The organism is Streptomyces sp. MA5143a (assembly GCF_900290235.1).
In the GTDB taxonomy this organism is placed as follows: Bacteria; Actinomycetota; Actinomycetes; order Streptomycetales; family Streptomycetaceae; genus Streptomyces.
Genome location: NZ_OLMK01000013.1, coordinates 1 through 23,808 on the forward strand (window position 1 = coordinate 1; position 23,808 = coordinate 23,808).

Consider the following 23,808-nt stretch of genomic DNA (forward strand, 5'->3'; position numbering starts at 1 on the left):
TTCCCTGTCGGTGGGATTTGCCTTTCGGCTGCCTTTGGGCCTCTCGGTTTCCCTCGCGGCCTTTCGACATTCACTACGTTAGCCGATTCCCCTGGCAACTCATAATTGAGTTCTGCGGACTCGAATCAGGGCATGCCTAATTCGCCCCCGCCGAGGGGTTGTCGTAGGTAGTGGGTGGCCGCTTCCGGCTGCTGGCTGACTGCCGTACCCGGTTCAAGCGGCTCGGGCTACGTTACGGACCGCCCGGAGGCGAGTCAAGTTCGGCGGCGGCGGGGGACATGGGCCCGATACGGGCTCACCGTGGGGTCGTCGGCGATCCAGAAGCGCCAGGGGTGGACGCCTCCGTCGCCCGCGACACCGGTACGGGGACCGTTGCGCACCTGGTCGGAGTGGACAGGTGTGCCGGTCAGGACCGTAAGAGGGGGGTCGTCGGGCGAACAGGCGTCCGTGCCGTCGAGTGCGCGGTCCACGTCCAGGGCGGTGGCCAGGCGGGCCGGCCCTTTGGCCAGTTCCTTGTCATTTCGGGCCGAGATTCGACGTTTGCGAGCCAACTCCGCGCCCTCGATCACCTCGCCGGCGCGCAGCAGGACCGCGCTCGCCCGGCCCTCCGGCCCGCACACCAGGTTCATGCAGTGCCACATGCCGTACGTGAAGTACACGTACACATGGCCGGGTGGACCGAACATCACGCCGTTGCGGGCGGTGCGTCCGCGAAACGCGTGCGAACCGGGGTCATTCTGACCGTCGTAGGCCTCGACCTCGGTGATGCGGAGTGCGATCGGACCGTCCGGGGTGGTGCGCACGAGGACACGTCCGAGGAGGTCCGGGGCGACCTCCAGGACGGGGCGGTCGAAGAACTCTCGGGCCAGGGGCGTACGGTCGGGGGTCGCGATCATGGCGTACGAGCGTAGTCCAGACGGGTGCGGGCCGATGGGTGGCGAGGAAGCGTCCTCCTTGGAAGTGTGGGGACCCGGAACCGGTCACCGTCGGTTCGCGTTTGTAGGGATCAAGGATCCACGCCACACAGAGCGATCCACCCATACAGAACTACAGAGCCACACAGATACACAGGCGTTGCCTGACGGGAGGAACAGACATGGGGTTCAAGCGACTGCTCGCGAGCCTGGGGGCCGGTGGCGCTTCGGTCGAGACGGTGCTGACCGAGGTCAATGTGGTGCCGGGCGGTGTCGTCCAGGGTGAGGTGCGGATCCAGGGCGGTTCCGTGGACCAGCAGATCGAGGCGCTGTCGGTCGGTCTTCAGGCCCGGGTCGAGGTCGAGGGCCAGGACGCCGAGTACAAGCAGGACATCGAGTTCCTGAAGCAGCGTCTCGGGGGTGCCTTCGAGCTGAAGGCGCAGGCGGTGCACGTGGTGCCGTTCGGGCTGGAGATCCCGTGGGAGACGCCGGTCACCACCATCCAGGGCCAGACGCTGCCGGGGATGCACATCGGTGTGACCACGGAACTGGAGATCGCGCGTGCGGTCGACTCCGGTGACCTCGACCCGATCAACGTGCACCCGCTGCCGGCGCAGCAGGCGATCCTGGACGCCTTCATCCAGCTGGGCTTCCGCTTCAAGAACGCGGACATGGAGCGCGGCCACATCCGGGGCACGCGGCAGAAGCTGCCCTTCTACCAGGAGATCGAGTTCTTCCCGCCGCAGCAGTACCACGGGCTGAACCAGGTCGAGCTGAGCTTCGTCGCCGACGAGCGCGAGATGGACGTCGTGCTGGAGATGGACAAGAAGCCGGGGCTGTTCAGTGAGGGCAGCGACTCGTTCCGTTCGTTCCGGGTGGGGCTCCAGGACTACGGGAACACGGACTGGGCCGCCTACCTGAACCAGTGGCTGTCGGAGGTCGGCAGCAAGCGCAGCTGGTTCTAGGCTCTGAACCAACCCACAGGATCCACCAGGAGGTACCGAGGTGACCGAGCCGAAGAGGCCGCCGCTCCCCCACGATTTCCATCCGGTCGTGCCGTCCTTCACGGTCACGAGTAAGGACGTCGAGCCGGGGGCGACGCTCAAGGACGCTCAGGTCTACGCGGGCGGGAACACCTCTCCGCAGCTGCGCTGGGAGGGTTTCCCGCCGGAGACCAAGAGCTTCGCCGTGACCTGCTACGACCCGGACGCCCCCACGGGCAGCGGGTTCTGGCACTGGGTCGTGTTCGACATCCCGGTGTCGGTGACCGAGTTGGCGACCGGTGCGGGGTCGGGGAAGTTCGAGGGACTGCCCGAGGGCGCGGTGCACGCGCGCAACGACTACGGGACACGTGACTTCGGTGGGGCCGCCCCGCCGCCCGGTGACCCGGCGCACCGTTATGTGTTCACGGTGTACGCCGTGGATCAGGAGAAGCTCGGTCCGGATTCCGACGCTTCGCCCGCCGTGGTGGGATTCAACCTTCGTTTCCACACGCTGGCGCGCGCCCAGCTCATCGGGGAGTACGCCGCTGTAGCGGAAAAGTAACGAAGCCGGACGTTCATTGAACGTTTGCCCGCCTCTGGTCTTGGAAGTGATCAGAGGCGGGCATTTTTTATTGCGTTGTCCATCTCGGCGTGCCCGGCCACAGTTGATCCAAGCCTGCCGGGGGGTGGGCTGGTGCACAGGAGGTGGGCTGGGATGCGGGACACGCTGGTACTGAACGCGAGCTTCGAGCCGCTGTCGACGGTGACGCTCAACCGGGCCGTCGTTCTGGTGCTGCAGGACAAGGCCGTCGTCGAGCAGACCCACCCCGAACTGCGCATGCGCGGAGCCGCGGTCGACATACCGGCGCCCCGGGTGATCAGGCTCTGCAGGTACGTGAGGGTGCCGTTCCGAAGACAAGCGCCGTGGTCGCGGCGGGGTGTGCTGGTACGGGACAGGCACAGGTGCGCGTACTGCGGCAGGCGGGCGACGACCGTGGACCATGTGGTGCCGCGGTCCAAGGGTGGCTCCGACAGCTGGCTGAACACGGTCGCGTCGTGCGCGGAGGACAACCACCGCAAGGCGAACAGGACTCCGGACGAGGCGGGGATGCCGCTGCTGCGGCAGCCGTTCGAGCCGACTCCGGCGGACGCGATGCTGCTGTCCCTGGGACATGACGACTTCGACGCGCTGCCGGGCTGGCTGTCGAAGGGTGCCGCGTAACCGGCGTCACCGACTGCCGTCGTACGGCGAACGGGCCCGCCCTTCCTGGTGGAAGGGCGGGCCCGTTCGCCGTGTTCAGTCGATGGCCGGCTTCTCGCGGCGGTCGGCGTTGCCGTCGGCTGGCTTGGGGACGGTGGGGCCGCCGCCCAGGTTGCCGAAGTTGCCCATGGCGCCGGAGAGGCCCTTCAGGGCGTCGCCGATCTCGCTGGGGACGATCCAGAGCTTGTTGGCGTCGCCCTCGGCGATCTTCGGGAGCATCTGGAGGTACTGGTAGGAGAGGAGCTTCTGGTCCGGGTCACCGGCGTGGATGGCCTCGAAGACCGTACGGACGGCCTGGGCCTCGCCCTCGGCGCGCAGGGCGGCGGCCTTGGCCTCACCCTCGGCGCGCAGGATCTGGGACTGCTTCTCACCCTCGGCGGTCAGGATCGCCGCCTGGCGCGTACCTTCGGCGGTGAGGATCGCCGCGCGCTTGTCACGGTCGGCGCGCATCTGCTTCTCCATCGAGTCCTGGATGGAGGTGGGCGGCTCGATCGCCTTGAGCTCGACGCGGTTGACGCGGATGCCCCACTTGCCGGTCGCCTCGTCGAGGACCCCGCGCAGGGCCGCGTTGATCTCCTCGCGGGAGGTCAGGGTCCGCTCCAGGTCCATGCCACCGATGATGTTGCGGAGCGTGGTGACGGTGAGCTGTTCGATCGCCTGGATGTAGCTGGCGACCTCGTAGGTCGCGGCGCGGGCGTCGGTGACCTGGTAGTAGATGACCGTGTCGATGTTCACGACCAGGTTGTCCTGGGTGATCACCGGCTGGGGCGGGAACGGCACGACCTGTTCGCGGAGGTCGATGCGGTTGCGGATGGAGTCGATGAACGGGACCACGATGTTGAGGCCCGCGTTGAGCGTGCGCGTGTAGCGGCCGAAGCGCTCCACGATGGCGGCGCTCGCCTGTGGGATGACCTGGATGGTCTTGATCAGGGCGATGAAGACCAACACCACCAGAATGATCAGGACGATGATGATCGGTTCCATCGTTCGCTCCCCGTGCCCTTCTCCGCCGCGGCGCCTGTGGAAGATCTTATGCCTGTTTGCCTGTTGAGGATCTTGCTCGTCGAGTCTGGCAGAACAGCGCCTGCCAGGTGGGACGTTCGGTGCATTGCGTGATCGCGTCGTGACCGCGTCGTGCGAGGTCACATGACGATCGCGGTGGCTCCTTCGATCTCCACGACGTCGACTTCCTGGCCCACCTCGAAGGTGAGTCCGGAGTCGAGGGAGCGGGCGGACCAGATCTCGCCGCCGAGCTTGATGCGGCCGCCGGAACCGTCGACCCGTTCCAGGACGACGGCGTGCTTGCCCTTCAGGGCGTCGATCCCCGTGGCGAGTTCGGGCCGCCCGGCTCTGTGGCGGGCGGCCACGGGCCGTACGACGGCGATGAGCGCCACGGACACGACGGCGAACACGACCACTTGGAGGACGACACCGCCGCCCAGTCCCGCCGTCACGGCGCCGGCGACGGCGCCCAGGGCGAGCATGCCCAGTTCCGGCATCGCGGTCACGACGAGGGCGATCCCGAGCCCGGCCGCGCCTATCAGCCACCACACCCATGCGTCGATGCTGTCCACATCGTCCATGGTAGGACCGGGATCGCCCCGCCGACAGAGCGCACGGCCGAAGATCGCTTACAGCGGATCCGCCAAGTCGGTCGCGTCCGGCCCGGGTTGTGGAGCGGGGGTGCCCGACCGGCGGATCGGCGGGAGAAGTCGGAGGTCAGGTGAGGGGCAGGCCCTGGGCCGTCCAGCGCTCGCCGACCTGCTCGACGACGAGCGGGAGACCGAAGCAGAGGGAGAGGTTGCGGGAGGTCAGCTCCAGCTCCAGGGGACCCGCCGCGAGAACCTTGCCCTGACGGATCATCAGGACGTGGGTGAAGCCCGGGGGGATCTCCTCGACATGGTGCGTGACCATGATCATGGAGGGGGCGATGGGGTCGCGGGCGAGGCGGCCGAGCCGGCGGACGAGGTCCTCGCGGCCGCCGAGGTCGAGGCCCGCGGCGGGCTCGTCGAGGAGGAGCAGCTCGGGGTCGGCCATCAGGGCGCGGGCGATGAGGGTGCGCTTGCGCTCGCCCTCGGAGAGGGTGCCGAACTTGCGGTCGACGTACTCGGTCATGCCGAGGCGGTCGAGGAAGGCGCGGGCGCGGAGCTCGTCGATCTCCTCGTAGTCCTCGTTCCAGGTGGCCGTCATGCCGTACGCGGCGGTCAGCACGGTCTGCAGGACGGTCTGGCGCTTGGGGAGCTTCTCCGCCATGGCGATGCCGGCCATGCCGATGCGGGGGCGCAGTTCGAAGACGTCGACCCGGCCGAGGGTCTCGCCGAGGATCGTGGCGGTGCCCTTGCTGGGGTAGAGGTAGCTGGACGCGACGTTGAGGAGGGTGGTCTTGCCCGCGCCGTTCGGGCCGAGGATGGCCCAGCGCTCGCCCTCCTTGACCGACCAGGAGACCTGGTCCACCAGAGCCCGGCCCTCGCGGACCACGGATACGTCCTCCAGCTCCAGAACATCGCTCATGAGCGCGCTGTCTCCCCTTGCAGTGTCGGCCTGTCTCGGCTGTCGCGTACGCCTGTGGTTGGAGCCACCGCCGGGTGGGCGCAGCCCTCAGGGAAATCTACGCCACCGGTCGGGCCGTCCATTCCATCGGTCGGTCCTTAGGGTGGGGGCATGCTCTCGGAACCACGTTCAGGACGCCTTGCCGCATGGGGAAACGCCCTTCTTGCCGGACTTGTCTCACCGGATGACGCGGTGCTCGCGATCGTCGGGGAGGACGCGGTGCATCGGGTGGAGGGGTTGCCCGGTGAGTCGGGGCCCGTCGGGCTGACGCTCGCGCTGGGGCGGTTGCGGGCGCTGGGGGTGACGGGGTTGCGGGTGGCCCTGCCCGCGCCGGGGCATCCGTTGGGGCTCAGTGGGCCGCCGGAGTTCAACAAGCGGGCGCTGGAGGCGGAGGAGGCCGTGGTGTGCCACGGGGGTGCGCTGGGTCTGGTGCCTGAGGTGTACACGGCCGGGCCCTCGGGCGACGAGCACGTCGAGGTGGTCTGGCACTGCTTGGAGGTGCGGGAGGCTCCGCCCGCCGATGTGCCGTCCCTCGGGGAGGCCGAACGGGAGCTGGCGGAGGCGCTGCGGGACGCGACGGCCGTGCTGTCCCGGTTGGACGTGGCGGCGTCGGGTCCGGTGGCGGAGGCGGCGATCGACGCGTACCGGGCGCGGGCCGAGCGGGGGCGTGAGGTGCTCGCGCCCGGGTATCCGCCGCGGGCCGTGCGGGTGCTGGAGCTGGCGCAGCGGGTGGGGCTGCTGATCTCGCTGGCGTACGAGAACGGGCACGGGGGTGCGGTGAGCGCGTCCGAGATGGGCTCCCGGGTGGCCGCGTTGCGACCGGTGGAGCGGACGGCCCGGCGGGCGCAGGTGGCGGCGTACAACGCGTTCGTGGAGGAGCGGGAGCGAGGGTAGTGCGGACATGGCTGACCGGCCTTCCGGAGGGGTCCGGAAGGCCGGTGGTCACTGGTGCTCCGGGGCGGAACGTCAGTGGTTGACACCCAGGTTGCCGAAGGCCGGGTTCAGGACGCCCACGACGTTGACGCTGTTGCCGACCACGTTGACCGGGATGTCGACGGGGGCCTGGATGAGGTTCCCCGAGATGACGCCCGGCGAGCCGACGGCCTTGCCGCCCGCGTGCGCCCCGCCGTCGGTGGCGGAGGCCATGCCCGCACCGGCGGCGACGAGGCCACCGGCCACCATCGTGACAGCGGCGGCCTTCTTCAGGTTCTTCACTTCTGAGCCCTTCCTCGCGATCACTGCGGCGGTCGCACGCAGCACGCACTGAAGAACGGCGGGGCCCCGCCGAGGATGCGCCATCCGGGGGACATACACCCGACGGTATGAATCTCAGATCGGAGGGGAACCTTCCGGGTTTCCGGACAATCGGCACATCATCCGGTCACACCGTGGCGCACCGCCCACAGCGCGGCCTGGGTCCGGTCCGCCAGGTCGAGCTTCATCAGGATGTTGGAGACGTGGGTCTTGACCGTCTTCTCGGACAGGACCAGGGCGCGGGCGATCTCCCGGTTGGAGCGGCCGTCGGCGATCAGACCGAGCACCTCCCGCTCCCGCTCGGTGAGCGAACCGCCTCTCCCCTGACCGGAGTTGGCCTCCTCCTGGGAGAGGAGCACCCCGGCGACCTCCGGCTGGAGCAGGATGTGTCCGGCGTGCACGGAGCGGATGGCGCCGGCGAGGGCGTCGGGGTCCACGTCCTTGTAGACGTACCCGGCGGCGCCGGCGCGCAGGGCCGGGACGACGGTGCGCTGCTCGGTGAAGCTGGTGACGATGAGCACGCGCGCGGGGTTGTCGAGTTCGCGGAGTCTGCGGAGCGCGTCGATGCCGTCCATGCCCGGCATCTTGACGTCCATGAGGACGACGTCGGGCCGGAGCTCCTCCGCGCGGGCGACGCCCTCGGCGCCGTCGGCGGCCTCCCCCACGACCTCTATGTCGTCCTGCACCTCGAGGAAGGTGCGCAGGCCCCGGCGGACCACCTGGTGGTCGTCGACGAGCAGCACCTTGATTGCGTCAGCCACCGGGGACCTCCATCTCGATCGTGGTGCCCTTGCCGGGCGCCGATTCCACGGTCAGGGTGCCGCCGACCCCGCTCGCCCGGTCACGCATGGAGACGAGGCCGAGGTGGCGTCCCGCGCGGCGTATGGCCTGCGGGTCGAAGCCGGTGCCGTCGTCGGTGATCCGCAGCACCGCGCCGGTGCCCCGGCGCTCCAGGGCGACGTCGACGTGCTCGGCGCCCGAGTGGCGCAGGGCGTTGTGCAGGGCCTCCTGGGCGACGCGGAGCATGGCCTCCTCCTGGGCCGCCGGCAGCGCGCGGGCGCCGCGGGCGGAGAAGGTGACGCGGGCCGTGTGGGCGCGGTCGAGGACGTGGACCTGGGTGCGCAGGGTGGCGGCCAGGCCGTCCTCGTCCAGCCCGGCGGGGCGCAGTTCGACGACGGCGGCGCGCAGCTCGTCCGCGGCCTCGGCGGCGAGGGCGGCCACCTGCTGGAGCTCGCCCTTGGCGCGTGAGGGGTCGCGGTCGACCAGGGCGGCGGCCGCCTGGGCGGTCAGCCGCAGGGAGAACAGCTTCTGGCTGACCGCGTCGTGCAGCTCGTGGGCGAGGCGGGAGCGTTCCTCGGCGATGGTCAGCTCGCGGCTGCGCTCGTAGAGGCGGGCGTTGGTCAGGGCGATCGCGGCGTGCTGGGCGAGGATCGACAGCAGTTCCTCGTCGTCCTCGGTGAAACCGCAGCCGCCCTCCGGGCGGGGGCAGCGCTTGTTGGCGAGGAAGAGGGCACCGATGACCTCGTCGCCGTCGCGGATGGGCAGGCCGAGGAAGTCGACCAGGTTGGGGTGGGCGGTGGGCCAGCCCTCGAAGCGCGGGTCCTCGCGGACGTCTGCGAGGCGCTCGGGGGTGGCCTCGTGGAGCATCGCGGCGAGGATGCCGTGCTGGCGCGGGAGGGGGCCGATGGCCTTCCACTGCGCGTCGGTGACGCCGTCGACGACGAACTGGGCGAAGCCGCCGTGGTCGTCGGGGACGCCGAGGGCGGCGTACTCGGCGTCGAGCAGCTCTCGGGCGGAGGCGACGATCGTCTTCAGGACGTCCCTCATCTCCAGGTGTCTGCTCATGGCCAGCAGCGCGGAACTCACCGCCGCGAGGCCCGACCGGGGACCTTGACTCATGAGCTCACCGTACCGGCGGGTCCAACAGCGCGGATCGGACCGCGGGCGGCGCCGCCCCGGCCGTCGGACCTAGGTTCCGGGCCTACGACCGGTCCTAGGTCCCGGGGCCCCGACCGGTGGCCTAGGGCGAAGGGCCTTGGCGTACCGGGGCCCGCGTACGAGGCGGTGGGGAGGGCCGGGTTCCTACGTTGGGATCACCGCCGACCGGAGCGGGAGGCGGCGGGCGACGAGGGGACGATGTCATGCCGGTGGCGATCATCACGGGGGCTTCCAAGGGCCTGGGACGGGCGCTGGGGGAAGCGCTGGCCGCACGGGGATGGGACCTGGTGCTCGACGCGCGGACCGAGGAGGTCCTGCGGGGCACGGCGAAGGAGCTGGTGGCGCACGGGACGCGGGTCGAGGCGCTGGCGGGGGATGTGACGGACGCGGCGCACCGGTCCGCGCTGGTCGCGGCGGCCCGTGCGCTGGGCGGGCTGGACCTGCTGGTGAACAACGCGAGCGCGCTGGGCGCCGAGCCGCTCGTCCGGCTGGAGGAGCTGGCCCTGGAGGGGCTGCGGTGGGCCCTTGAGGTGAATGTGGTCGCGGCGCTGGGGCTGGTCCAGGAGGCGCTGCCGCTGCTGCGGGCGTCCGGCGCGGGCACGGTGATCGACGTCAGCTCGGACGCGGCGGCGGAGGCGTACGAGACGTGGGGCGGGTACGGGGCGTCGAAGGCGGCGCTGGACCATCTGTCGGCGGTGCTGGCGGTTGAGGAGCCGGGGCTGCGGGTGTGGGCGGTGGATCCCGGGGACATGGGCACCGATCTGTACGCGGCGGCGGTGCCGGACGACGACGGTCCGCGGCCGCGTCCGGAGAGTGTGGTGCCGGCGTTCCTGCGGCTGATCGAGAGGCGGCCCGCCAGCGGCCGGTACGGGGCGCCGTCCCTGCTGGAGGCGTGATGGCGACGGCGCTGAAGGTGCCCGGGAACCGGTCGGCGCGGGTGCCGGTCGAGCAGCGCGGGCCGGGGCTCGACCGGGACTCCGTACGGCTGCTGGTGTCGCACGGTACGGAGGTGTCGCACCACGCGTTCGTGGAGCTGCCCCGGCTGCTGCGGGCCGGGGACCTGCTGGTGGTGAACACGTCGTCGACGTTGGCGGCGGCCGTCGACGGAATGATCGGGCACACGCGCGTGGTGGTGCATTTCTCCACGCGGGGCGATGACGGGCGGTGGGCCGTAGAGCTGCGGGACCCCGACGGCAGGGGCACCACGCGCGCGCGTGCGGGTGGTCCCGCGGGGGCGGCGGTGCGGCTTCCCGGGGGTGCGGGGCTGGTTCTGGAGGAGGCGCTGAGCGGGCGGGGCGGGCGGCTGTGGTGGGCGCGGGTGTCGTCGCCGGACGTCCTGGGGCTGCTGCGGGAGCACGGGAGGCCCATCCGGTACTCCTACACGGAGCGGGACCAGCCGCTGTCCGTGTACCAGACGGTGTTCGCGCTGCCGTCCGAGGACGGGGAGGGCAGCGCGGAGATGCCGAGTGCGGCGCGGCCCTTCACTCCGCGGCTGGTGGCGGAGCTGGTGAGCCGGGGGGTGCAGTTCGCGCCCGTCACCCTGCACACGGGGGTCGCGTCGGCGGAGGCGCACGAGCCGCCGTATCCGGAGCGGTTCGCGGTGCCGGAGGCGTCGGCGCGGCTGATCAACGCGGTCGGGGCGGGCGACGGGCGGGTGGTCGCGGTGGGGACGACGGCCGTGCGGGCCGTGGAGTCCGCGGCCGGCGCCGACGGTGTCGTACGGGCCGGTGGGGGGTGGACGGACCTGGTGGTCACTCCGGAGCGGGGGGTGCGGGTGGTCGACGGGCTGGTGACCGGGCTGCACGAGCCGGAGGCGTCGCATGTGCTGATGCTGGAGGCGGTCGCGGGGCGGGCGGCGGTGGAGCGGGCGTACGACGAGGCGCTGGCGGGGGACTACCTGTGGCACGAGTTCGGCGACGTGCATCTCATTCTTCCTCCGGAGATACCTCACCCTGCGCATTGCGACAGCAACTGCATGTGAAGACACGGCGTCGCCGATGTGAGGCCGGGCATAGGGTCCACATCACGTACGAAGCTGCCTAGGAGATGGATACGCCCGGTTTGAACGGGACAGACGGGCTGTTCTGTCCCGTTTTGCCGCTTCCGCGTCCACTAAGCAGCATCGTACGTCACACCTTTGCCACCGGATTTTGCGGCCGCTAAGAATTGCTTTCGTCGCTCGGCGCCGTGGGTTTCCGCCCACGGCGCTTGTGCTGGAAACGCAAGGTCCCCACCCGGCCGAGAGCGACCTCCGCGCTATTCGAAGAGGTCCATCACTCATGTCGCTGAACGCCAAGAACCCCGGTAACCGTCCCGTGCTGTCCAAGGCCCACAAGCTCTCGTTCGCCGGAGTGGCCGCCGTCGGCGCCGCCGCCGTCGCGTTCTCGCTGGTGCCGGCCGAGGCTCAGACCGCCACGAAGACGGTTTCCGCGGCGCCGGTGGCGTTCAGCCAGAACCCGGTCCAGACGGTCAAGGCGAGCGTCGTCGACCAGGCGGCCGACGCCGGGAAGAAGGCCGCCGTGGTCGCCGCGCAGCAGAAGGCCGCGCAGGAGCGTGCGAAGAAGGAGGCCGCGAGCCGGTCCGCCAAGCGCGTCGCGCAGGTCAAGGCCGCCGCTGCCAAGAGCTACCCGAACAACCTCGACGGCTGGATCCGCGAGGCCCTCGACATCATGAAGAAGCACAAGATCCCGGGCACGTACCAGGGTCTGCACAAGAACATCATGCGGGAGTCCTCGGGCAACCCGAGGGCCATCAACAACTGGGACATCAACGCCCAGAACGGCGTCCCGTCGATCGGTCTGCTCCAGGTCATCAAGCCGACCTTCGACGCCTACCACGTCCCGGGCACCGCGTGGAGCCAGTACGACCCGGTCGCCAACCTGACGGCCGCCGCGAACTACGCGGCCGACCGCTACGGGTCGATCGACAACGTCAACAGCGCTTACTGAGGTCGGCGCGGACCCCGGTGAAGCGTCGAAGGGCGGCACCCCCTGGTGGGGTGCCGCCCTTCGGCGTGTGTGCCGGTGCCCTCGGTTACTTCCGCATGACCTCGGGCTCGTGGCGGCGCAGGAAGCGGGCCACGAGGATGCCGCAGACGACGCCGATCAGGACCAGGGCGACCATGTCGAAGGCGTAGACGCCGGCCGTGTGGTCCCACAGCGGGTCCGTGTCGCCGGCCTCCTTGGGCGGGCTGATGTTGTTGAAGTCCAGCGTGGCACCGGCGGCGGCGACCGCCCAGCGCGACGGCATCAGGTACGAGAACTCGTTGACGCCGGGGCTGCCGTGCAGGGCGAAGAGGCACCCGGTGAAGACGACCTGGACGATCGCGAACATCACCAGAAGCGGCATGGTCTTCTCGGCGGTCTTCACCAGCGAGGAGATGACCAGGCCGAACATCATCGACGTGAAGCCGAGGCCCATGATCGGGATGGAGAGTTCGAGCATCACGGCGACCTTGCCCTCGCCGAGGATCAGGGCCTCGTCGGGGATGGTCCGGCTGGCGAAGCCGATCGCGCCGACCATGGCGCCCTGGAGGACGGTGACCGTGCCGAGGACGATGACCTTCGACATCAGGTACGCCGAGCGCGACAGACCGGTCGCCCGCTCCCGCTCGTAGATCACCCGTTCCTTGATCAGCTCACGGACGGAGTTGGCGGCGCCCGCGAAGCACGCGCCGACCGCGAGGATCAGCAGCACCGTGGTGGCGGTGCCGTTCGGGATGGGCAGGTTGGTCGCCGGGTTCACCTTTCTGACCAGCAGGTCCTTGTCCGGGTCGATGAGCAGGCTCACCGCGCCGAGGACGGCCGGCAGGATCACCGTCAGCGCCAGGAAGCCCTTGTCCGACACGATCACCGCGAGGTAGCGGCGGACGAGGGTGCCGAGCTGGGAGAACCAGCTCTGCGGCTTCGGCGGGCGCATCGACTGCGGCGGCGGCATGTGCACCGACTGCGGGGCGACGGCGTCGATGTCCGCGGCGTACATCTGGTAGTGCTGCGAGCCCTTCCAGCGGCCCGCCCAGTCGTAGTCGCGGTAGTTCTCGAAGGCGGAGAAGACGTCGGCCCAGGTCTCGTAGCCGAAGAAGTTCAGGGCCTCCTCGGGCGGGCCGAAGTACGCCACCGAGCCGCCCGGCGCCATGACCAGCAGCTTGTCGCAGATCGCGAGCTCGGCCACCGAGTGGGTGACCACGAGGACCGTGCGGCCGTCGTCGGCGAGGCCGCGCAGCAGCTGCATGACGTCGCGGTCCATGCCCGGGTCGAGGCCGGAGGTCGGCTCGTCCAGGAAGATCAGCGACGGCTTGGTCAGCAGCTCCAGGGCGACCGAGACGCGCTTGCGCTGGCCGCCGGAGAGGGACGTGACCTTCTTGTCCTTGTGGATGTCGAGCTTCAGCTCGCGCAGCACCTCGTCGATGCGGGCCTCGCGCTCGGCGGCCGTGGTGTCGGCCGGGAAGCGGAGCTTGGCCGCGTACTTGAGGGCCTTCTTGACGGTCAGCTCCTTGTGCAGGATGTCGTCCTGCGGGACCAGACCGATGCGCTGGCGCAGCTCGGCGAACTGCTTGTACAGGTTCCGGTTGTCGTAGAGGACGTCGCCCTGGTTGGCGGGGCGGTAGCCCGTGAGCGCCTTGAGCAGGGTGGACTTGCCGGAGCCGGAGGGGCCGATGACCGCGATGAGCGACTTCTCCGGGACGCCGAAGGAGACGTCCTTGAGGATCTGCTTGCCGCCGTCGACGGTGACCGTCAGATGGCGCGCGGAGAAGGAGACCTCACCGGTGTCGACGAACTCCTCGAGACGGTCCCCGATGATGCGGAACGTCGAGTGGCCGACGCCGACGATGTCGTTCGGACCGAGGAGTGCCGTGCCGCCCTTGGCGATCGGCATACCGTTGACGAACGTGCCGTTGTGGGACCCGAGGTCACGGATCTCGAAGCGGCCGTCGGGCGTCGCGTGGAACTCGGCGTGGTTCCGGGAGACCTGGAGGTCGGAGACGACCAGGTCGTTCTCCAGGGCACGACCGATGCGCATCACCCGGCCGAGGGCCAGCTGGTGGAACGTGGTCGGGCTGCGGTCGCCGTACACCGGCGGCGCCCCCGCGCCACCACCGGGGCCCTGCTGCGGATGGCCCTGCTGATGCGGGACCTGGGGCTGCTGCGGCTGTTGCCAGCCCGCCTGCGGTGCCTGCTGCTGCGGCGCCTGCTGGGCGGCGTATCCGGCGCTCGCGCCCTGCGCGGCGTACGGCTGCTGCTGCGGCTGCGACACCGCCGCGGCCGTGCCGGAGAGGCTGACTCTCGGGCCGTCGGTCGCGTTGCCCAGGTGCACGGCCGAGCCGGGGCCGATCTCCAACTGGTGGATCCGCTGGCCCTGCACGAATGTGCCGTTGGTGCTGCCGTGGTCCTCGATCACCCAACTACGGCCGCTGAAGCTGATCGTGGCGTGGCGCCAGGAGACCCTGGCGTCGTCGAACACGATATCCCCCTGCGGATCACGTCCGAGGGTGTATGCCCTGGACGGATCGAGCGTCCAGGTTTGTCCGTTCAATTCCAGTACGAGTTCCGGCACTCCATGCCCCACTGAGTTGTCCCCCGAGTTACCCCCATCACAGGGAGTCTAGGGATGTCGAACATCGGGGGGAACTATTTCAGGCTCGACCCCTTGACCGAAAGTCGGGCCTTGTGAAGAGAACGTACGGGGGCGTCGCCCCGTCCCGTTGACGGGGTTGAAACCGGGCCGGAGAGTGGTAATCCCACGCGAGGGGGACATCAGCGGTGCAACGCCGCGATGCGGATCGGGGGGTCCGACCATGAGCAACCGGAGTGCCGGCCAGGGCGGGAGCGTGCGCTGGGGGGACGTCGTGTTCTCCGCGATCGCCGCCGTGAGCTGGTCGTTGATCGGCATGGCGGGCACGGCGGCGCTCGGTCTGCATCTGCTGGGGGCCGACTCCGCGGGTGAACTCGGGCCCATGACCGCGGCGCTCGTGGCGCTCGGTGCGGGTGGGTCGGTGACCCCGTCCGGCGATGTGTCCGTCTTTGGCCTGGAAGGAGCCCGGGCCACGACCGCCATCGAGATCACGCCACTGGGTGTCGGCCTCGTGGGGGCGCTCCTGCTGGCCTGGTTCTTCCTGCGCTCGTTGCGCGGCGCGGGAGTTGTCCTCACCGCGGCCGAACTCCTCGCGCGTGTGGGCGCGGTGGTCGTCCTCTTCGCGGCACTGATGGGCGGCCTGGCCTACGCCGGCCAGGCCGTGATCACCCTGGACGGCGGCGACCTGGGCCTCGACGAGTTGCCCGGCGGCGGTGACCTCGGCGGCGTCGAGATCCCCGGGCTCGGCGACATCCGGGACATCGGCGGCGGGCTGCTCCCGGACCGGCTCGGCGACCTCGCCGGCGCCGACGCGCAGGTGGGGTTCACCGTCGACGCGGCGCCCACGGTGCTGGGCGGCCTGCTGTGGTGCCTCGGGGTGCTGCTGGTCGCCCTGCTGGCCTCGCGCCACACTCCCCTGCCGCGCGGCCTGGAGGCCGTGCACCGGGTGGCGCGGCCCGCCGTGTCCGCGGTGGTGACCGTGCTGCTGGTGGCGGTCGCGGCGGGGCTCGCGGCGGCGGCGTACGCGGCGGCCGGCGACCCCCACCCGAGGCGGATCGCGGGCGCGGCCCTGCTCGGAGCGCCCAACGGCGTCTGGCTCGGCGTGCCCCTCGGCCTCTTCGTCCCCTGGGACGGCAGGGCCACGGGAGCGCTCGCGAACCTGCTGCCCGACCCGCTCGACGCCCTGCTGCGCGTCGACGCGAACGAACCCGTCACCCTCGGCCGCCTGGCCGAACTGGACTCCAGGGTGTGGCTGTTGGGCGTGGCGGCCGCCCTGACGATGCTGTACGCGGGCGCGCTGACCGCCGTGCGTACGCCTTTCGCCGGGCGGGTGTCTCCCCCGACCGCCGGGGCCGCGGATGGTGCGGGTGCACGAGGCGGGGGCGCGCTCGGGTTCGCGGGGCACTGCGCACTTCGGCTGGGCGTCGCGACGGCGGTGGCACTCCCCCTTCTTGTGCTGCTGACGGAGGTGTCGGTGGACGCCTCGCTGGCCGTGCTCGGCATCGACGCGTTCGGCGCGGGGATCGAGCTGCACGGGCGGGCGGCGACGGCTCTCGTGCTGGGCGCGGTGTGGGGTGCGGGCGCGGGCGCCGCCGGGGCGCTGCTGGCGTGCGCCACGGGCGCGGCGGGGCGGCGGGCCGCTCCGCAGGCCCTCGGTGCGGGGCGGGCCCCGGCCGCCGGGTCTCCCTCGTTGGTCTCCCCGTGGGGCCCGTACACGCCGGGTACGCCGTACCGGCCGCCGAACCCGGACACCAACCCTTATCTGCGGGTGCCGGAGGAGCTGCTGCGGCCCGGGCAGGGCGAGGGGCGACAGGACCAGGGTGGGGGGCGAGGAGAGGGGCGGGGGGCTCCGGAGGGGCCGGGATCGGGTGGGAGCGGGCGGAGGGCTGCCGGGCGGGGCGAGGAGGACAGCCGCACGGGAGGTGGGCGAGGGGCGCCCGGGGAGGGCCGGGGTGCGGGGAGCGGCGGTCCGGGGCCCGACGGGCGACGGCCGCCCGATGTGTACGGCGCGCCCACCGTGGCGAGGCGGTTCACGCCGCCGCCTCGCCGACCGGGCATGGGGACAGGGACAGGGTCGGGCGTGGGAGCGGGGTCCGGGTCGGGCGCCGGTAGCCGTTCGGGGTCGGGTAGCGGTTCGGGGGCCGGGCGGTGGCCGGCTCCGCCGCCGCCACCGGACGACGGGCCCCCTCCGCCTCCACCGCCTCCACCGCCCCCTCCGCCTCCACCGCCCCCTCCGGCGCCGGGGGCGGGGCCGCGGGGTCGATGAGAGGCTCCGCGCGGAGGGCTCCCGCGGCTGTGGAAGGGGGGATTCCGGTGCCGCCCCCGCGCTTCGTACACGATCCGGGCCCCCTTCAGCCGCTGGTAACCCAGAGTTCTCCGTCCGCTGGGCGGACCTCAGGGGCGCAAGGCGGGGGGTCCCGGATACGGTTGGACCATCATGAGCGCTTCGCAGACCTCCTCTGACGTCCCCACTCTCCTCGTCAAGATCTTCGGCAAGGACAGGCCGGGCATCACCGCCGGGCTGTTCGACACCCTGGCCGCGTACGCAGTCGACGTGGTCGACATCGAGCAGGTCGTCACCCGTGGCCGCATCGTGCTGTGCGCCCTGGTGACCGTGCCGCCGGCCGGTCAGGAGGGCGATCTGCGGGCCACCGTCCACGGCTGGGCGGAGTCCATGAAGATGCAGGCGGAGATCATCTCCGGCCTGGGCGACAACCGGCCCCGCGGTCTCGGCCGCTCGCACGTCACCGTGCTGGGACACCCGCTGACCGCCGAGTCCACGGCCCGGATCGCCGCACGGATCACCGCGACCGGCGGCAACATCGACCGTATCTTCCGGCTCGCCAAGTACCCGGTGACGGCGGTGGAGTTCGCCGTGTCGGGCACCGAGCCGGAGACGCTGCGGACGGCGCTGGTGACCGAGTCGGTGACACTCGGCGTGGATGTCGCCGTGGTCGCGGCGGGGCTGCACCGGCGGGCCCAGCGGCTGGTGGTCATGGACGTGGACTCCACGCTCATCCAGGACGAGGTGATCGAACTCTTCGCGGCGCACGCCGGGTGCGAGAAGGAGGTCGCCGAGGTGACGGCGGCCGCGATGCGCGGTGAGCTGGACTTCGAGCAGTCGCTGCACGCGCGTGTGGCGCTGCTGGAGGGGCTCGACGCCTCGGTGGTGGACAAGGTACGCAGCGAGGTGCGGCTCACGCCGGGGGCGCGCACCCTGATCCGCACGCTGAAGCGGCTCGGTTTCCAGGTCGGTGTCGTCTCGGGTGGCTTCACCCAGGTCACGGACGATCTGAAGGACCGGCTGGGGCTGGACTTCGCGCAGGCCAACACCTTGGAGATCGTCGACGGCAAGCTGACCGGCAGGGTCGTCGGGGAGATCGTGGACCGCGCGGGCAAGGCGCGGCTGCTGCGCCGGTTCGCCGCCGAGGCGGGGGTGCCGCTGGCGCAGACCGTGGCGATCGGCGACGGGGCGAACGACCTCGACATGCTCAACGCGGCCGGTCTCGGCGTCGCCTTCAACGCAAAGCCGGTCGTACGGGAGGCCGCGCACACCGCGGTGAACTTCCCGTTTCTCGACACCGTGCTCTACCTCCTGGGTGTCACACGGGAAGAGGTCGAGGCGGCGGACACCCACGACGAGCAGTGAGCGCCGGCGGCGGCGTGTGACGACGCGGGAAGGCCCGGCAGCGCTGCGCTGCCGGGCCTTCGTCGTGCCGAATGCCGTGCGGGCGTGCCCAGGGTGCCCCTGGTGCCGGGGTGGCCTGGCCGGTTACTCCGTGGGCGCCCAGTAGTCGACGAGGGTGCCGACGCCCGGTTCCAGGCTCTTCCAGGAACCCTCGAAGGAGATGACGGCGTAGGCGGCGGCCGGGAAGTCGCGTCGGCTCATGCGCTCGCGGGCGTCGCCCTCGGCCTGGCCGGCGAGGATCTCGGCGAGCGCCTGGACGCCGGGGTTGTGGCCGACCAGGAGGACGGTCTGCGCGTCGTCCGGGGTCTCGTTGAGCAGGGCGATCAGATCGCCGGGAGAGGCCTCGTAGATCCGCTCCTCGTAGACGGTTTTCGGTCGCTCGGGCAGCTCGTGGACGGCCAGCTTCCAGGTCTCACGGGTCCGGACGGCGGTGGAGCAGAGGGCAAGGTCGAAGGAGATGCCGCTGTCGGCGAGCTTGCGTCCGGCGACGGCGGCGTCCATTCGGCCCCGGTCGGCGAGGGGCCGCTCATGGTCGGACACCTGTGGCCAGTCGGCTTTCGCATGCCGGAAGAGGACAATCCTGCGGGGTTCTGCGACGCTCATGGGTCCCAGCTTCGCACGAAACAGGCCATGGGGCGCAGGGAGTTGAAGTGCGGATATCCGCGACCTGTGTTCGTGCCGCCGTGGGCTCGGCCGAGCGTCACGGGACGAGGGCCGTCAGGAGCCTCTGTATGCGCTCGAAGACGTGGGCGACCAGCGGGTCGCCGCTCGCGGCGTGGGCGTCCGCGGGGTCGAGGATCAGCAGCAGGAGGGTGACGAAGCCGAGGGCGGGCAGGGCGAGGGCCCACCAGGGGAGGCGGATGTCCATGCCGCCCGTGGGCGCCGGGGCCACCGGGTGGGGTCGCGTGTGCGTACGGGCCGACATGCCGCCTCCGAGGTCTTCGCGTCGTCGGTGGCCGCTCCTCCGTAGGGTCCTCGCGAGTCCCCCGCGGCCACACTTCGAAGCTACGGAATCCGGGCGGCACGGCCTATCCGGTGATCCACCCACTTCACCCTGAGACTCACCCCCTAGGGGATGGGGGGTTAGCCCCACCATGAGGGTCGCGCGTGGTGACGTTGTGGCGCGCGGCCTGGCAAACTCCCGGCGCTGGGCGGCACCGCGGCCCGCCGGGGCGTGGAGCCCTCGGCGTCGGCCGCCCGGGGGTCACGGGGAGGCGATCGCCGCGATGATGCCGATGACGATGAAGATGGCGAGGAACGAGCCGAAGACCACGAGCATCTTCTTCTGGCCGTTCTGGGGATTCGGGTCGAGCACGGGCATGCGCCCAGTCTCGCACCCCGCCCCTCCGCGCGGCGCAGGGGGTGGGCCGGACGCCCTCTCCCCGCTGCCCGTCGGTCCGCCGCCTCAGCAGGCCGTCGCGGCCGTCTCGTCCTCGATCATGCGGTCGCGGCCCGCCAGGGCGCCCACCGCTATCTGCGGGACCATCAGGGCCGCCATGAGGGCCAGGGGCAGGCCCCAGCCGCCGCTGTGCTGGTAGAGGACGCCGACGAGGAGCGGGCCCGGGATCGAGATCAGGTAGCCCGTGCTCTGCGCGAACGCGGACAGCTTGGCGACGCCCTCTCCGGTCCGGGCCCGCATACCGACCAGGGTGAGCGCCAGCGGGAAGGAGCAGTTGGAGACGCCGAGCAGCAGCGCCCACACCCAGGCGCCGCCGGCCGGGGCGAGGTACAGACCGGCGTACGAGAGGAGCCCGCAGAGGCCGAGGGCGACCGCGATGGGCCCCTGGTGGGGCAGCCGGGTGGCGAGCCGGGGGATCACGAAGGCCAGCGGTACGCCCATCACCATCGTCACGGCGAGCAGTACACCGGCCGTGTCCGCGGGGACCCCGGCGTCCCGGAAGATCTGCGGCATCCAGCCCATCGTGATGTAGGCGGCGGTCGCCTGGAGCCCGAAGAACACGGCGAGCGCCCAGGCGGTACGGCTCCGTGTGACACGCGGCGCGGCACCGTCGTCCGGCACGGCCCCGGGCTCCCCGGGTACCTCCCGGCGCGCGGGGCCCGCGCCCACGACCGCGTCCCGACGCGCGGGCCCCGAGCCGCCGGCCGCGTCCCGTCCGACACCCTCGGCCGCACGCCCCGCGCCCCGCGTGCCCCCTGTCCGTACGAACGGCAGCCACGGCAGTACCGCCACCGCCGCGAGGGTCGCCCAGGCGGTGAGGCCGGTCTGCCAGGTGCCGCCGAGCGCCTCCGTCAGGGGGACGGTGACAGCTGCGGCGGCGGAGGTGCCGAGGGCGAGGGCCATGGAGTACAGGCCGGTCATGGAGCCCACCCGGTCGGGGAACCAGCTCTTGACGATGACCGGCATGAGGACGTTGCTGACGGCGATGCCCATCAGGGCCAGGGCGCTGGCGGCCACGAATCCGGCGGTGGTGCCGGCGTAGGGCCGGACGACCAGCCCGGTGGCGATCGCGGCCATGCCGGCGCACACCACGGCGGCGGGACCGAAGCGGCGGGCCAGCCGTGGGGCGAGACTCCCGAACACGGCGAAGCAGAGGGGCGGCACGGAGGTGAGGAGTCCGGCGACGCTGCCGCTCATGCCGAGTCCGTCGCGCACCTCTTCGAGAAGGGCGCCGAGGCTGGTGATGGCGGGCCGGAGGTTGAGGGCGGTCAGAACGATGCCCAGGATCATCAGCCGGGTCGTCCACGCGCGCGTGCCCGGTCGCACCCGTGCGCCGGGCGACTCGATCCGGTCGGGTGTGCGGGTGGACACGGACGTCGTCCTCAGGGTTTCCTCGCTCGCCATGCCTTACATCATAGAATCATAGGATGATTGGTTGTCGAGTCTCTCGACGGGGCGGCCACGCCCTTCGTCCCGGACCGTGCGAAGGTGTGTCATGCCCTTGAGTCATCCCCGCCGTTCGGCGCTGTCCGAGCAGGTCATCGCGGCGCTGCGGAACCAGATCACCTCGGGTGAGTGGCCGGTCGGCTCCCGCATCCCGACCGAGCCGGAGCTGGTCGAGCAGCTGGGCGTCGCCCGGAACACGGTCCGTGAGGCCGTCCGTGCCCTCGCGCACAACGGTCTGCTGGACATCCGCCAGGGCTCCGGCACCTTCGTCGTCGCGACGAGCGAGCTGGCGGGGGTCATGCACCGCCGCTTCGCGGACGCCGACCCCCGGCACATCGCCGAGCTGCGTTCCGCCCTCGAGTCGAGCGCCGCGAAGCTGGCGGCCGAGCGGCGCACCGAGAAGGACCTGAAGCAACTGGACGCGCTCCTCGCCCGACGCGAGGAGGCTTGGGCCTCCGGCGACGCGGAGACCTTCGTGTCGGCCGACACGACCTTCCACCTGGCCGTGGTGGCCGCGTCCCACAACGACGTCGTCACCGCCGTCTACGCGGACCTGGGCGAGGTCCTGCGGGACTGGCTGCGCGACGACGTCGGCGCGGAGCTGACGCCGGAGGCCTACATGGACCACGCCCGGCTCGTGGACGCCATCCGCGCGGGCGACGCGGAGTCCGCGGCGACGGAGGCGGCCGGCTATCCGTTCCACTGCCGCCCCTGACGGGTCAGCCGTCCGCGCCCCTGGCGGGTCAGCCGTCCCCGCCCCCGAGGGGTCGGTCGTCCGGCCGCTGGTGGCTGAACCACACGGCGCGGACCTCCTTCCAGCAGCGCCCGGTGAACCGCACGGTCCGCGCGGGACCCGTCTCGACGGGGGCGCCGTCACTGTCGATGTCCCACCAGCGCGCGCACTCGATGTGCAGGCGGACCCGATCGGGGTCCGGGTACGGGTTGAAGCAGTACCCGACCACCCGGGAGCCGACGACCGTGTAGTTGCAGGCCGCCCCGAAAGGGTCGGGACGGTCGGCCGTCACACGCGCGTGCCGTGGTCCGGTCAGGTTCCGGGTCTCCACGCGCGCGTTCGGGATCGCTTCGTACGGAAGGGACAGTACGAGAGCCAGGGCGACGGCCACGGGGGCGGAGCTGCGGGACAGACGCACAAGGGAGACCTCCTCGGCCGAGCGGCTGGGCGGTGTACGTCCAGCGTGCGCGGCACCCGGCCGGGGCGGCCCGTCGGATGGGCCGAACGGGGGATGCGCGAAGGGCCCGTGTCCGGGTGGACACGGGCCCTCGACCCGACCGTCAGGCCACGGGTGGCGTCACGCGCCGATCGCGTGCAGCCCGCCGTCGACGTGGATGATCTCGCCGGTGGTCTTCGGGAACCAGTCGCTGAGCAGGGCGACGACACCGCGGCCGGCCGGCTCCGGGTCCTTGAGGTCCCACTCCAGGGGCGAACGGTGGTCCCACACGGCGGCCAGCTCACCGAAGCCCGGGATGGACTTGGCGGCCATGGAGGCGAGGGGGCCGGCGGAGACCAGGTTGCAGCGGATGTTCTGCTTGCCCAGGTCACGTGCGACGTAACGGCTCGTGGCCTCCAGGGCGGCCTTGGCCGGGCCCATCCAGTCGTACTGCGGCCAGGCGAACTTCGCGTCGAAGGTGAGGCCGACGACCGAACCGCCGTTCTGCATCAGCGGCAGGCAGGCCATCGTCAGCGACTTCAGCGAGTACGCCGAGACGTGCATGGCGGTCGCGACGGACTCGAACGGCGTGTTGAGGAAGTTGCCGCCGAGCGCGTCCTGCGGGGCGAAGCCGATGGAGTGGACGACGCCGTCGAGGCCGCCGAGCTCCTCACCGACGACGTCGGCCAGGCGCCCGAGGTGCTCCTCGTTGGTGACGTCGAGCTCGATGACCTTGGTGGGCTTCGGGAGCTTCTTGGCGATGCGCTCGGTCAGCGTGGGCCGGGGGAAGGCGGTGAGAATGATCTCCGCGCCCTGCTCCTGGGCCAGCTTGGCGGTGTGGAAGGCGATGGAGGACTCCATCAGCACACCGGTGATCAGGACGCGCTTGCCCTCGAGGATTCCGCTCATGGTGATCAGTGACCCATTCCCAGTCCGCCGTCTACGGGGATGACGGCTCCAGTGATGTACGAGGCGTCGTCCGAGGCGAGGAACCGCACCGTCGCGGCGATCTCTTCGGGCTGCGCGTACCGGCCGAGCGGCACCTGCGAGACGATGCCCGCGCGCTGCTCGTCGGTGAGGATCTTGGTCATGTCGGTGTCGACGAAACCGGGCGCGACGACGTTGAAGGTGATGTCGCGCGAGCCCAGCTCACGGGCGAGGGACCGCGCGAAACCGACCAGCGCGGCCTTGGAGGCGGCGTAGTTGGCCTGGCCGGGCGAGCCGTAGAGGCCCACGACCGACGAGATCAGCACGACGCGGCCCTTCTTGGCGCGCAGCATGCCGCGGTTGGCGCGCTTGACGACACGGAAGGTGCCGGTGAGGTTGGTGTCGATGACCGAGGTGAAGTCCTCCTCGGACATCCGCATCAGGAGCTGGTCCTTGGTGACGCCGGCGTTGGCGACGAGGACCTGGACCGGACCGTGCTCGGCCTCGATCTCCTTGTAGGCCTGCTCCACCTGCTCGGAGTCGGTGATGTCGCACTTGACCGCGAGGCAGCCCAACTCCGCGAGGGCGGCCGGCGGCTCGCCCGAGCGGTATGTGTAGGCGACCTTGTCGCCGTTCTCGGCGAACGCGCGGGCGATGGCGAGGCCGATGCCCCGGTTGCCTCCGGTGACGAGAACCGAGCGGCTCAAC

25 protein-coding genes are annotated in these 23,808 nt (G+C 71.2%); 10 read left to right on the forward strand and 15 right to left on the reverse strand.

The window, feature by feature from the left end; genetic code table 11:
* Positions 1 to 254: 254 nt before the first annotated feature.
* Positions 255 to 896, reverse strand: a complete 642-nt coding sequence (locus tag SMA5143A_RS06360; protein ID WP_107461949.1) for a DNA-3-methyladenine glycosylase — start codon at positions 894 to 896, stop codon at positions 255 to 257.
* Between the two features lie 200 nt (positions 897 to 1,096).
* Here SMA5143A_RS06360 and SMA5143A_RS06365 point away from each other — a divergent pair, with 200 nt between their 5' ends.
* The 3 genes from SMA5143A_RS06365 to SMA5143A_RS06375 all read left to right on the forward strand — a co-directional run bounded on the left by SMA5143A_RS06365 (position 1,097) and on the right by SMA5143A_RS06375 (position 3,119).
* Positions 1,097 to 1,879: a sporulation protein gene (locus SMA5143A_RS06365; RefSeq protein WP_055517937.1), complete on the forward strand. Its 783-nt coding sequence runs from the start codon at positions 1,097 to 1,099 to the stop codon at positions 1,877 to 1,879.
* Positions 1,880 to 1,919: 40 nt separating this feature from the next.
* On the forward strand, positions 1,920 to 2,459 hold the full coding sequence (locus SMA5143A_RS06370; RefSeq protein ID WP_107461950.1) for a YbhB/YbcL family Raf kinase inhibitor-like protein: 540 nt from the start codon (positions 1,920 to 1,922) through the stop codon (positions 2,457 to 2,459).
* A gap of 153 nt (positions 2,460 to 2,612) precedes the next feature.
* Positions 2,613 to 3,119, forward strand: a complete 507-nt coding sequence (locus tag SMA5143A_RS06375; RefSeq protein WP_107461951.1) for an HNH endonuclease — start codon at positions 2,613 to 2,615, stop codon at positions 3,117 to 3,119.
* Positions 3,120 to 3,194: 75 nt separating this feature from the next.
* On the opposite strand, the gene SMA5143A_RS06380 is transcribed toward SMA5143A_RS06375, so the two are convergent.
* The 3 genes from SMA5143A_RS06380 to SMA5143A_RS06390 all read right to left on the reverse strand — a co-directional run bounded on the left by SMA5143A_RS06380 (position 3,195) and on the right by SMA5143A_RS06390 (position 5,669).
* Complete coding sequence (locus SMA5143A_RS06380) at positions 3,195 to 4,142, reverse strand: SPFH domain-containing protein (protein ID WP_055538597.1); 948 nt, start codon at positions 4,140 to 4,142, stop codon at positions 3,195 to 3,197.
* 158 nt (positions 4,143 to 4,300) lie between these two features.
* The gene (locus SMA5143A_RS06385; RefSeq protein WP_055538596.1) at positions 4,301 to 4,732 is read right to left on the reverse strand and encodes an NfeD family protein; all 432 of its coding nucleotides are present in this window, start codon (positions 4,730 to 4,732) and stop codon (positions 4,301 to 4,303) included.
* Between the two features lie 145 nt (positions 4,733 to 4,877).
* Positions 4,878 to 5,669, reverse strand: coding sequence for an ABC transporter ATP-binding protein (locus tag SMA5143A_RS06390; RefSeq protein ID WP_055538595.1), 792 nt, complete (start codon positions 5,667 to 5,669; stop codon positions 4,878 to 4,880).
* Between the two features lie 150 nt (positions 5,670 to 5,819).
* Here SMA5143A_RS06390 and SMA5143A_RS06395 point away from each other — a divergent pair, with 150 nt between their 5' ends.
* Positions 5,820 to 6,602 carry a hypothetical protein gene (locus SMA5143A_RS06395; protein WP_099968635.1) on the forward strand — a complete coding sequence of 261 codons (783 nt, stop codon included), beginning with the start codon at positions 5,820 to 5,822 and terminating at the stop codon, positions 6,600 to 6,602.
* A gap of 72 nt (positions 6,603 to 6,674) precedes the next feature.
* Here the strand turns inward: SMA5143A_RS06395 and chpE are convergent, their stop codons facing one another.
* The 3 genes from chpE to SMA5143A_RS06410 all read right to left on the reverse strand — a co-directional run bounded on the left by chpE (position 6,675) and on the right by SMA5143A_RS06410 (position 8,861).
* Positions 6,675 to 6,923: a chaplin ChpE gene (gene chpE, locus SMA5143A_RS06400; RefSeq protein WP_107461952.1), complete on the reverse strand. Its 249-nt coding sequence runs from the start codon at positions 6,921 to 6,923 to the stop codon at positions 6,675 to 6,677.
* Between the two features lie 158 nt (positions 6,924 to 7,081).
* Positions 7,082 to 7,723, reverse strand: a complete 642-nt coding sequence (locus SMA5143A_RS06405; protein WP_055517946.1) for a response regulator — start codon at positions 7,721 to 7,723, stop codon at positions 7,082 to 7,084.
* The gene (locus SMA5143A_RS06410; protein WP_107461953.1) at positions 7,716 to 8,861 is read right to left on the reverse strand and encodes a GAF domain-containing sensor histidine kinase; all 1,146 of its coding nucleotides are present in this window, start codon (positions 8,859 to 8,861) and stop codon (positions 7,716 to 7,718) included. The genes SMA5143A_RS06405 and SMA5143A_RS06410 overlap by 8 nt, the downstream gene beginning before the upstream one ends.
* Before the next feature lie 242 nt (positions 8,862 to 9,103).
* Between SMA5143A_RS06410 and SMA5143A_RS06415 the strand changes: the two genes are divergently transcribed.
* From SMA5143A_RS06415 to SMA5143A_RS06425, 3 genes are all read left to right on the forward strand, one after another.
* Positions 9,104 to 9,796, forward strand: a complete 693-nt coding sequence (locus SMA5143A_RS06415) for an SDR family NAD(P)-dependent oxidoreductase (RefSeq protein ID WP_107461954.1) — start codon at positions 9,104 to 9,106, stop codon at positions 9,794 to 9,796.
* On the forward strand, positions 9,796 to 10,881 hold the full coding sequence (locus tag SMA5143A_RS06420) for an S-adenosylmethionine:tRNA ribosyltransferase-isomerase (protein ID WP_107461955.1): 1,086 nt from the start codon (positions 9,796 to 9,798) through the stop codon (positions 10,879 to 10,881). The genes SMA5143A_RS06415 and SMA5143A_RS06420 overlap by 1 nt, the downstream gene beginning before the upstream one ends.
* A gap of 298 nt (positions 10,882 to 11,179) precedes the next feature.
* Positions 11,180 to 11,848, forward strand: coding sequence for a transglycosylase SLT domain-containing protein (locus SMA5143A_RS06425; RefSeq protein ID WP_107461956.1), 669 nt, complete (start codon positions 11,180 to 11,182; stop codon positions 11,846 to 11,848).
* 85 nt (positions 11,849 to 11,933) lie between these two features.
* Here the strand turns inward: SMA5143A_RS06425 and SMA5143A_RS06430 are convergent, their stop codons facing one another.
* Positions 11,934 to 14,453: an ABC transporter ATP-binding protein/permease gene (locus tag SMA5143A_RS06430; protein WP_107461957.1), complete on the reverse strand. Its 2,520-nt coding sequence runs from the start codon at positions 14,451 to 14,453 to the stop codon at positions 11,934 to 11,936.
* A 241-nt stretch (positions 14,454 to 14,694) separates the two neighbouring features.
* On the opposite strand from SMA5143A_RS06430, the gene SMA5143A_RS42925 reads away from it, so the two are divergent.
* Complete coding sequence (locus tag SMA5143A_RS42925; protein WP_181361761.1) at positions 14,695 to 16,737, forward strand: streptophobe family protein; 2,043 nt, start codon at positions 14,695 to 14,697, stop codon at positions 16,735 to 16,737.
* A 171-nt stretch (positions 16,738 to 16,908) separates the two neighbouring features.
* Positions 16,909 to 18,120, forward strand: a complete 1,212-nt coding sequence (gene serB, locus SMA5143A_RS06440; protein WP_107461958.1) for a phosphoserine phosphatase SerB — start codon at positions 16,909 to 16,911, stop codon at positions 18,118 to 18,120.
* A 123-nt stretch (positions 18,121 to 18,243) separates the two neighbouring features.
* On the opposite strand, the gene SMA5143A_RS06445 is transcribed toward serB, so the two are convergent.
* The 4 genes from SMA5143A_RS06445 to SMA5143A_RS06460 form a co-directional block, all read right to left on the reverse strand.
* Positions 18,244 to 18,762, reverse strand: a complete 519-nt coding sequence (locus SMA5143A_RS06445) for a SixA phosphatase family protein (protein ID WP_107461959.1) — start codon at positions 18,760 to 18,762, stop codon at positions 18,244 to 18,246.
* A 97-nt stretch (positions 18,763 to 18,859) separates the two neighbouring features.
* Positions 18,860 to 19,084 carry a hypothetical protein gene (locus SMA5143A_RS06450; RefSeq protein WP_107461960.1) on the reverse strand — a complete coding sequence of 75 codons (225 nt, stop codon included), beginning with the start codon at positions 19,082 to 19,084 and terminating at the stop codon, positions 18,860 to 18,862.
* Between the two features lie 279 nt (positions 19,085 to 19,363).
* Positions 19,364 to 19,480 (reverse strand): SGM_5486 family transporter-associated protein, encoded by a 117-nt coding sequence (locus SMA5143A_RS43750; protein WP_099968646.1) that lies wholly within the window; start codon positions 19,478 to 19,480, stop codon positions 19,364 to 19,366.
* An 84-nt stretch (positions 19,481 to 19,564) separates the two neighbouring features.
* Entirely contained in the window at positions 19,565 to 20,962 is a 1,398-nt protein-coding gene (locus SMA5143A_RS06460) for a CynX/NimT family MFS transporter (RefSeq protein ID WP_107461961.1), read from the reverse strand.
* A 91-nt stretch (positions 20,963 to 21,053) separates the two neighbouring features.
* Between SMA5143A_RS06460 and SMA5143A_RS06465 the strand changes: the two genes are divergently transcribed.
* On the forward strand, positions 21,054 to 21,719 hold the full coding sequence (locus SMA5143A_RS06465) for a FadR/GntR family transcriptional regulator (protein ID WP_107461962.1): 666 nt from the start codon (positions 21,054 to 21,056) through the stop codon (positions 21,717 to 21,719).
* Positions 21,720 to 21,747: 28 nt separating this feature from the next.
* On the opposite strand, the gene SMA5143A_RS06470 is transcribed toward SMA5143A_RS06465, so the two are convergent.
* From SMA5143A_RS06470 to fabG, 3 genes are all read right to left on the reverse strand, one after another.
* Complete coding sequence (locus SMA5143A_RS06470; RefSeq protein ID WP_107461963.1) at positions 21,748 to 22,155, reverse strand: hypothetical protein; 408 nt, start codon at positions 22,153 to 22,155, stop codon at positions 21,748 to 21,750.
* A 159-nt stretch (positions 22,156 to 22,314) separates the two neighbouring features.
* Positions 22,315 to 23,082, reverse strand: a complete 768-nt coding sequence (fabI, locus tag SMA5143A_RS06475) for an enoyl-ACP reductase FabI (protein WP_055539939.1) — start codon at positions 23,080 to 23,082, stop codon at positions 22,315 to 22,317.
* A 5-nt stretch (positions 23,083 to 23,087) separates the two neighbouring features.
* A complete protein-coding gene (gene fabG, locus SMA5143A_RS06480; protein ID WP_055515528.1) occupies positions 23,088 to 23,807 on the reverse strand; it encodes a 3-oxoacyl-[acyl-carrier-protein] reductase in 720 nt (239 codons plus the stop codon).
* Position 23,808: the final 1 nt, after the last annotated feature.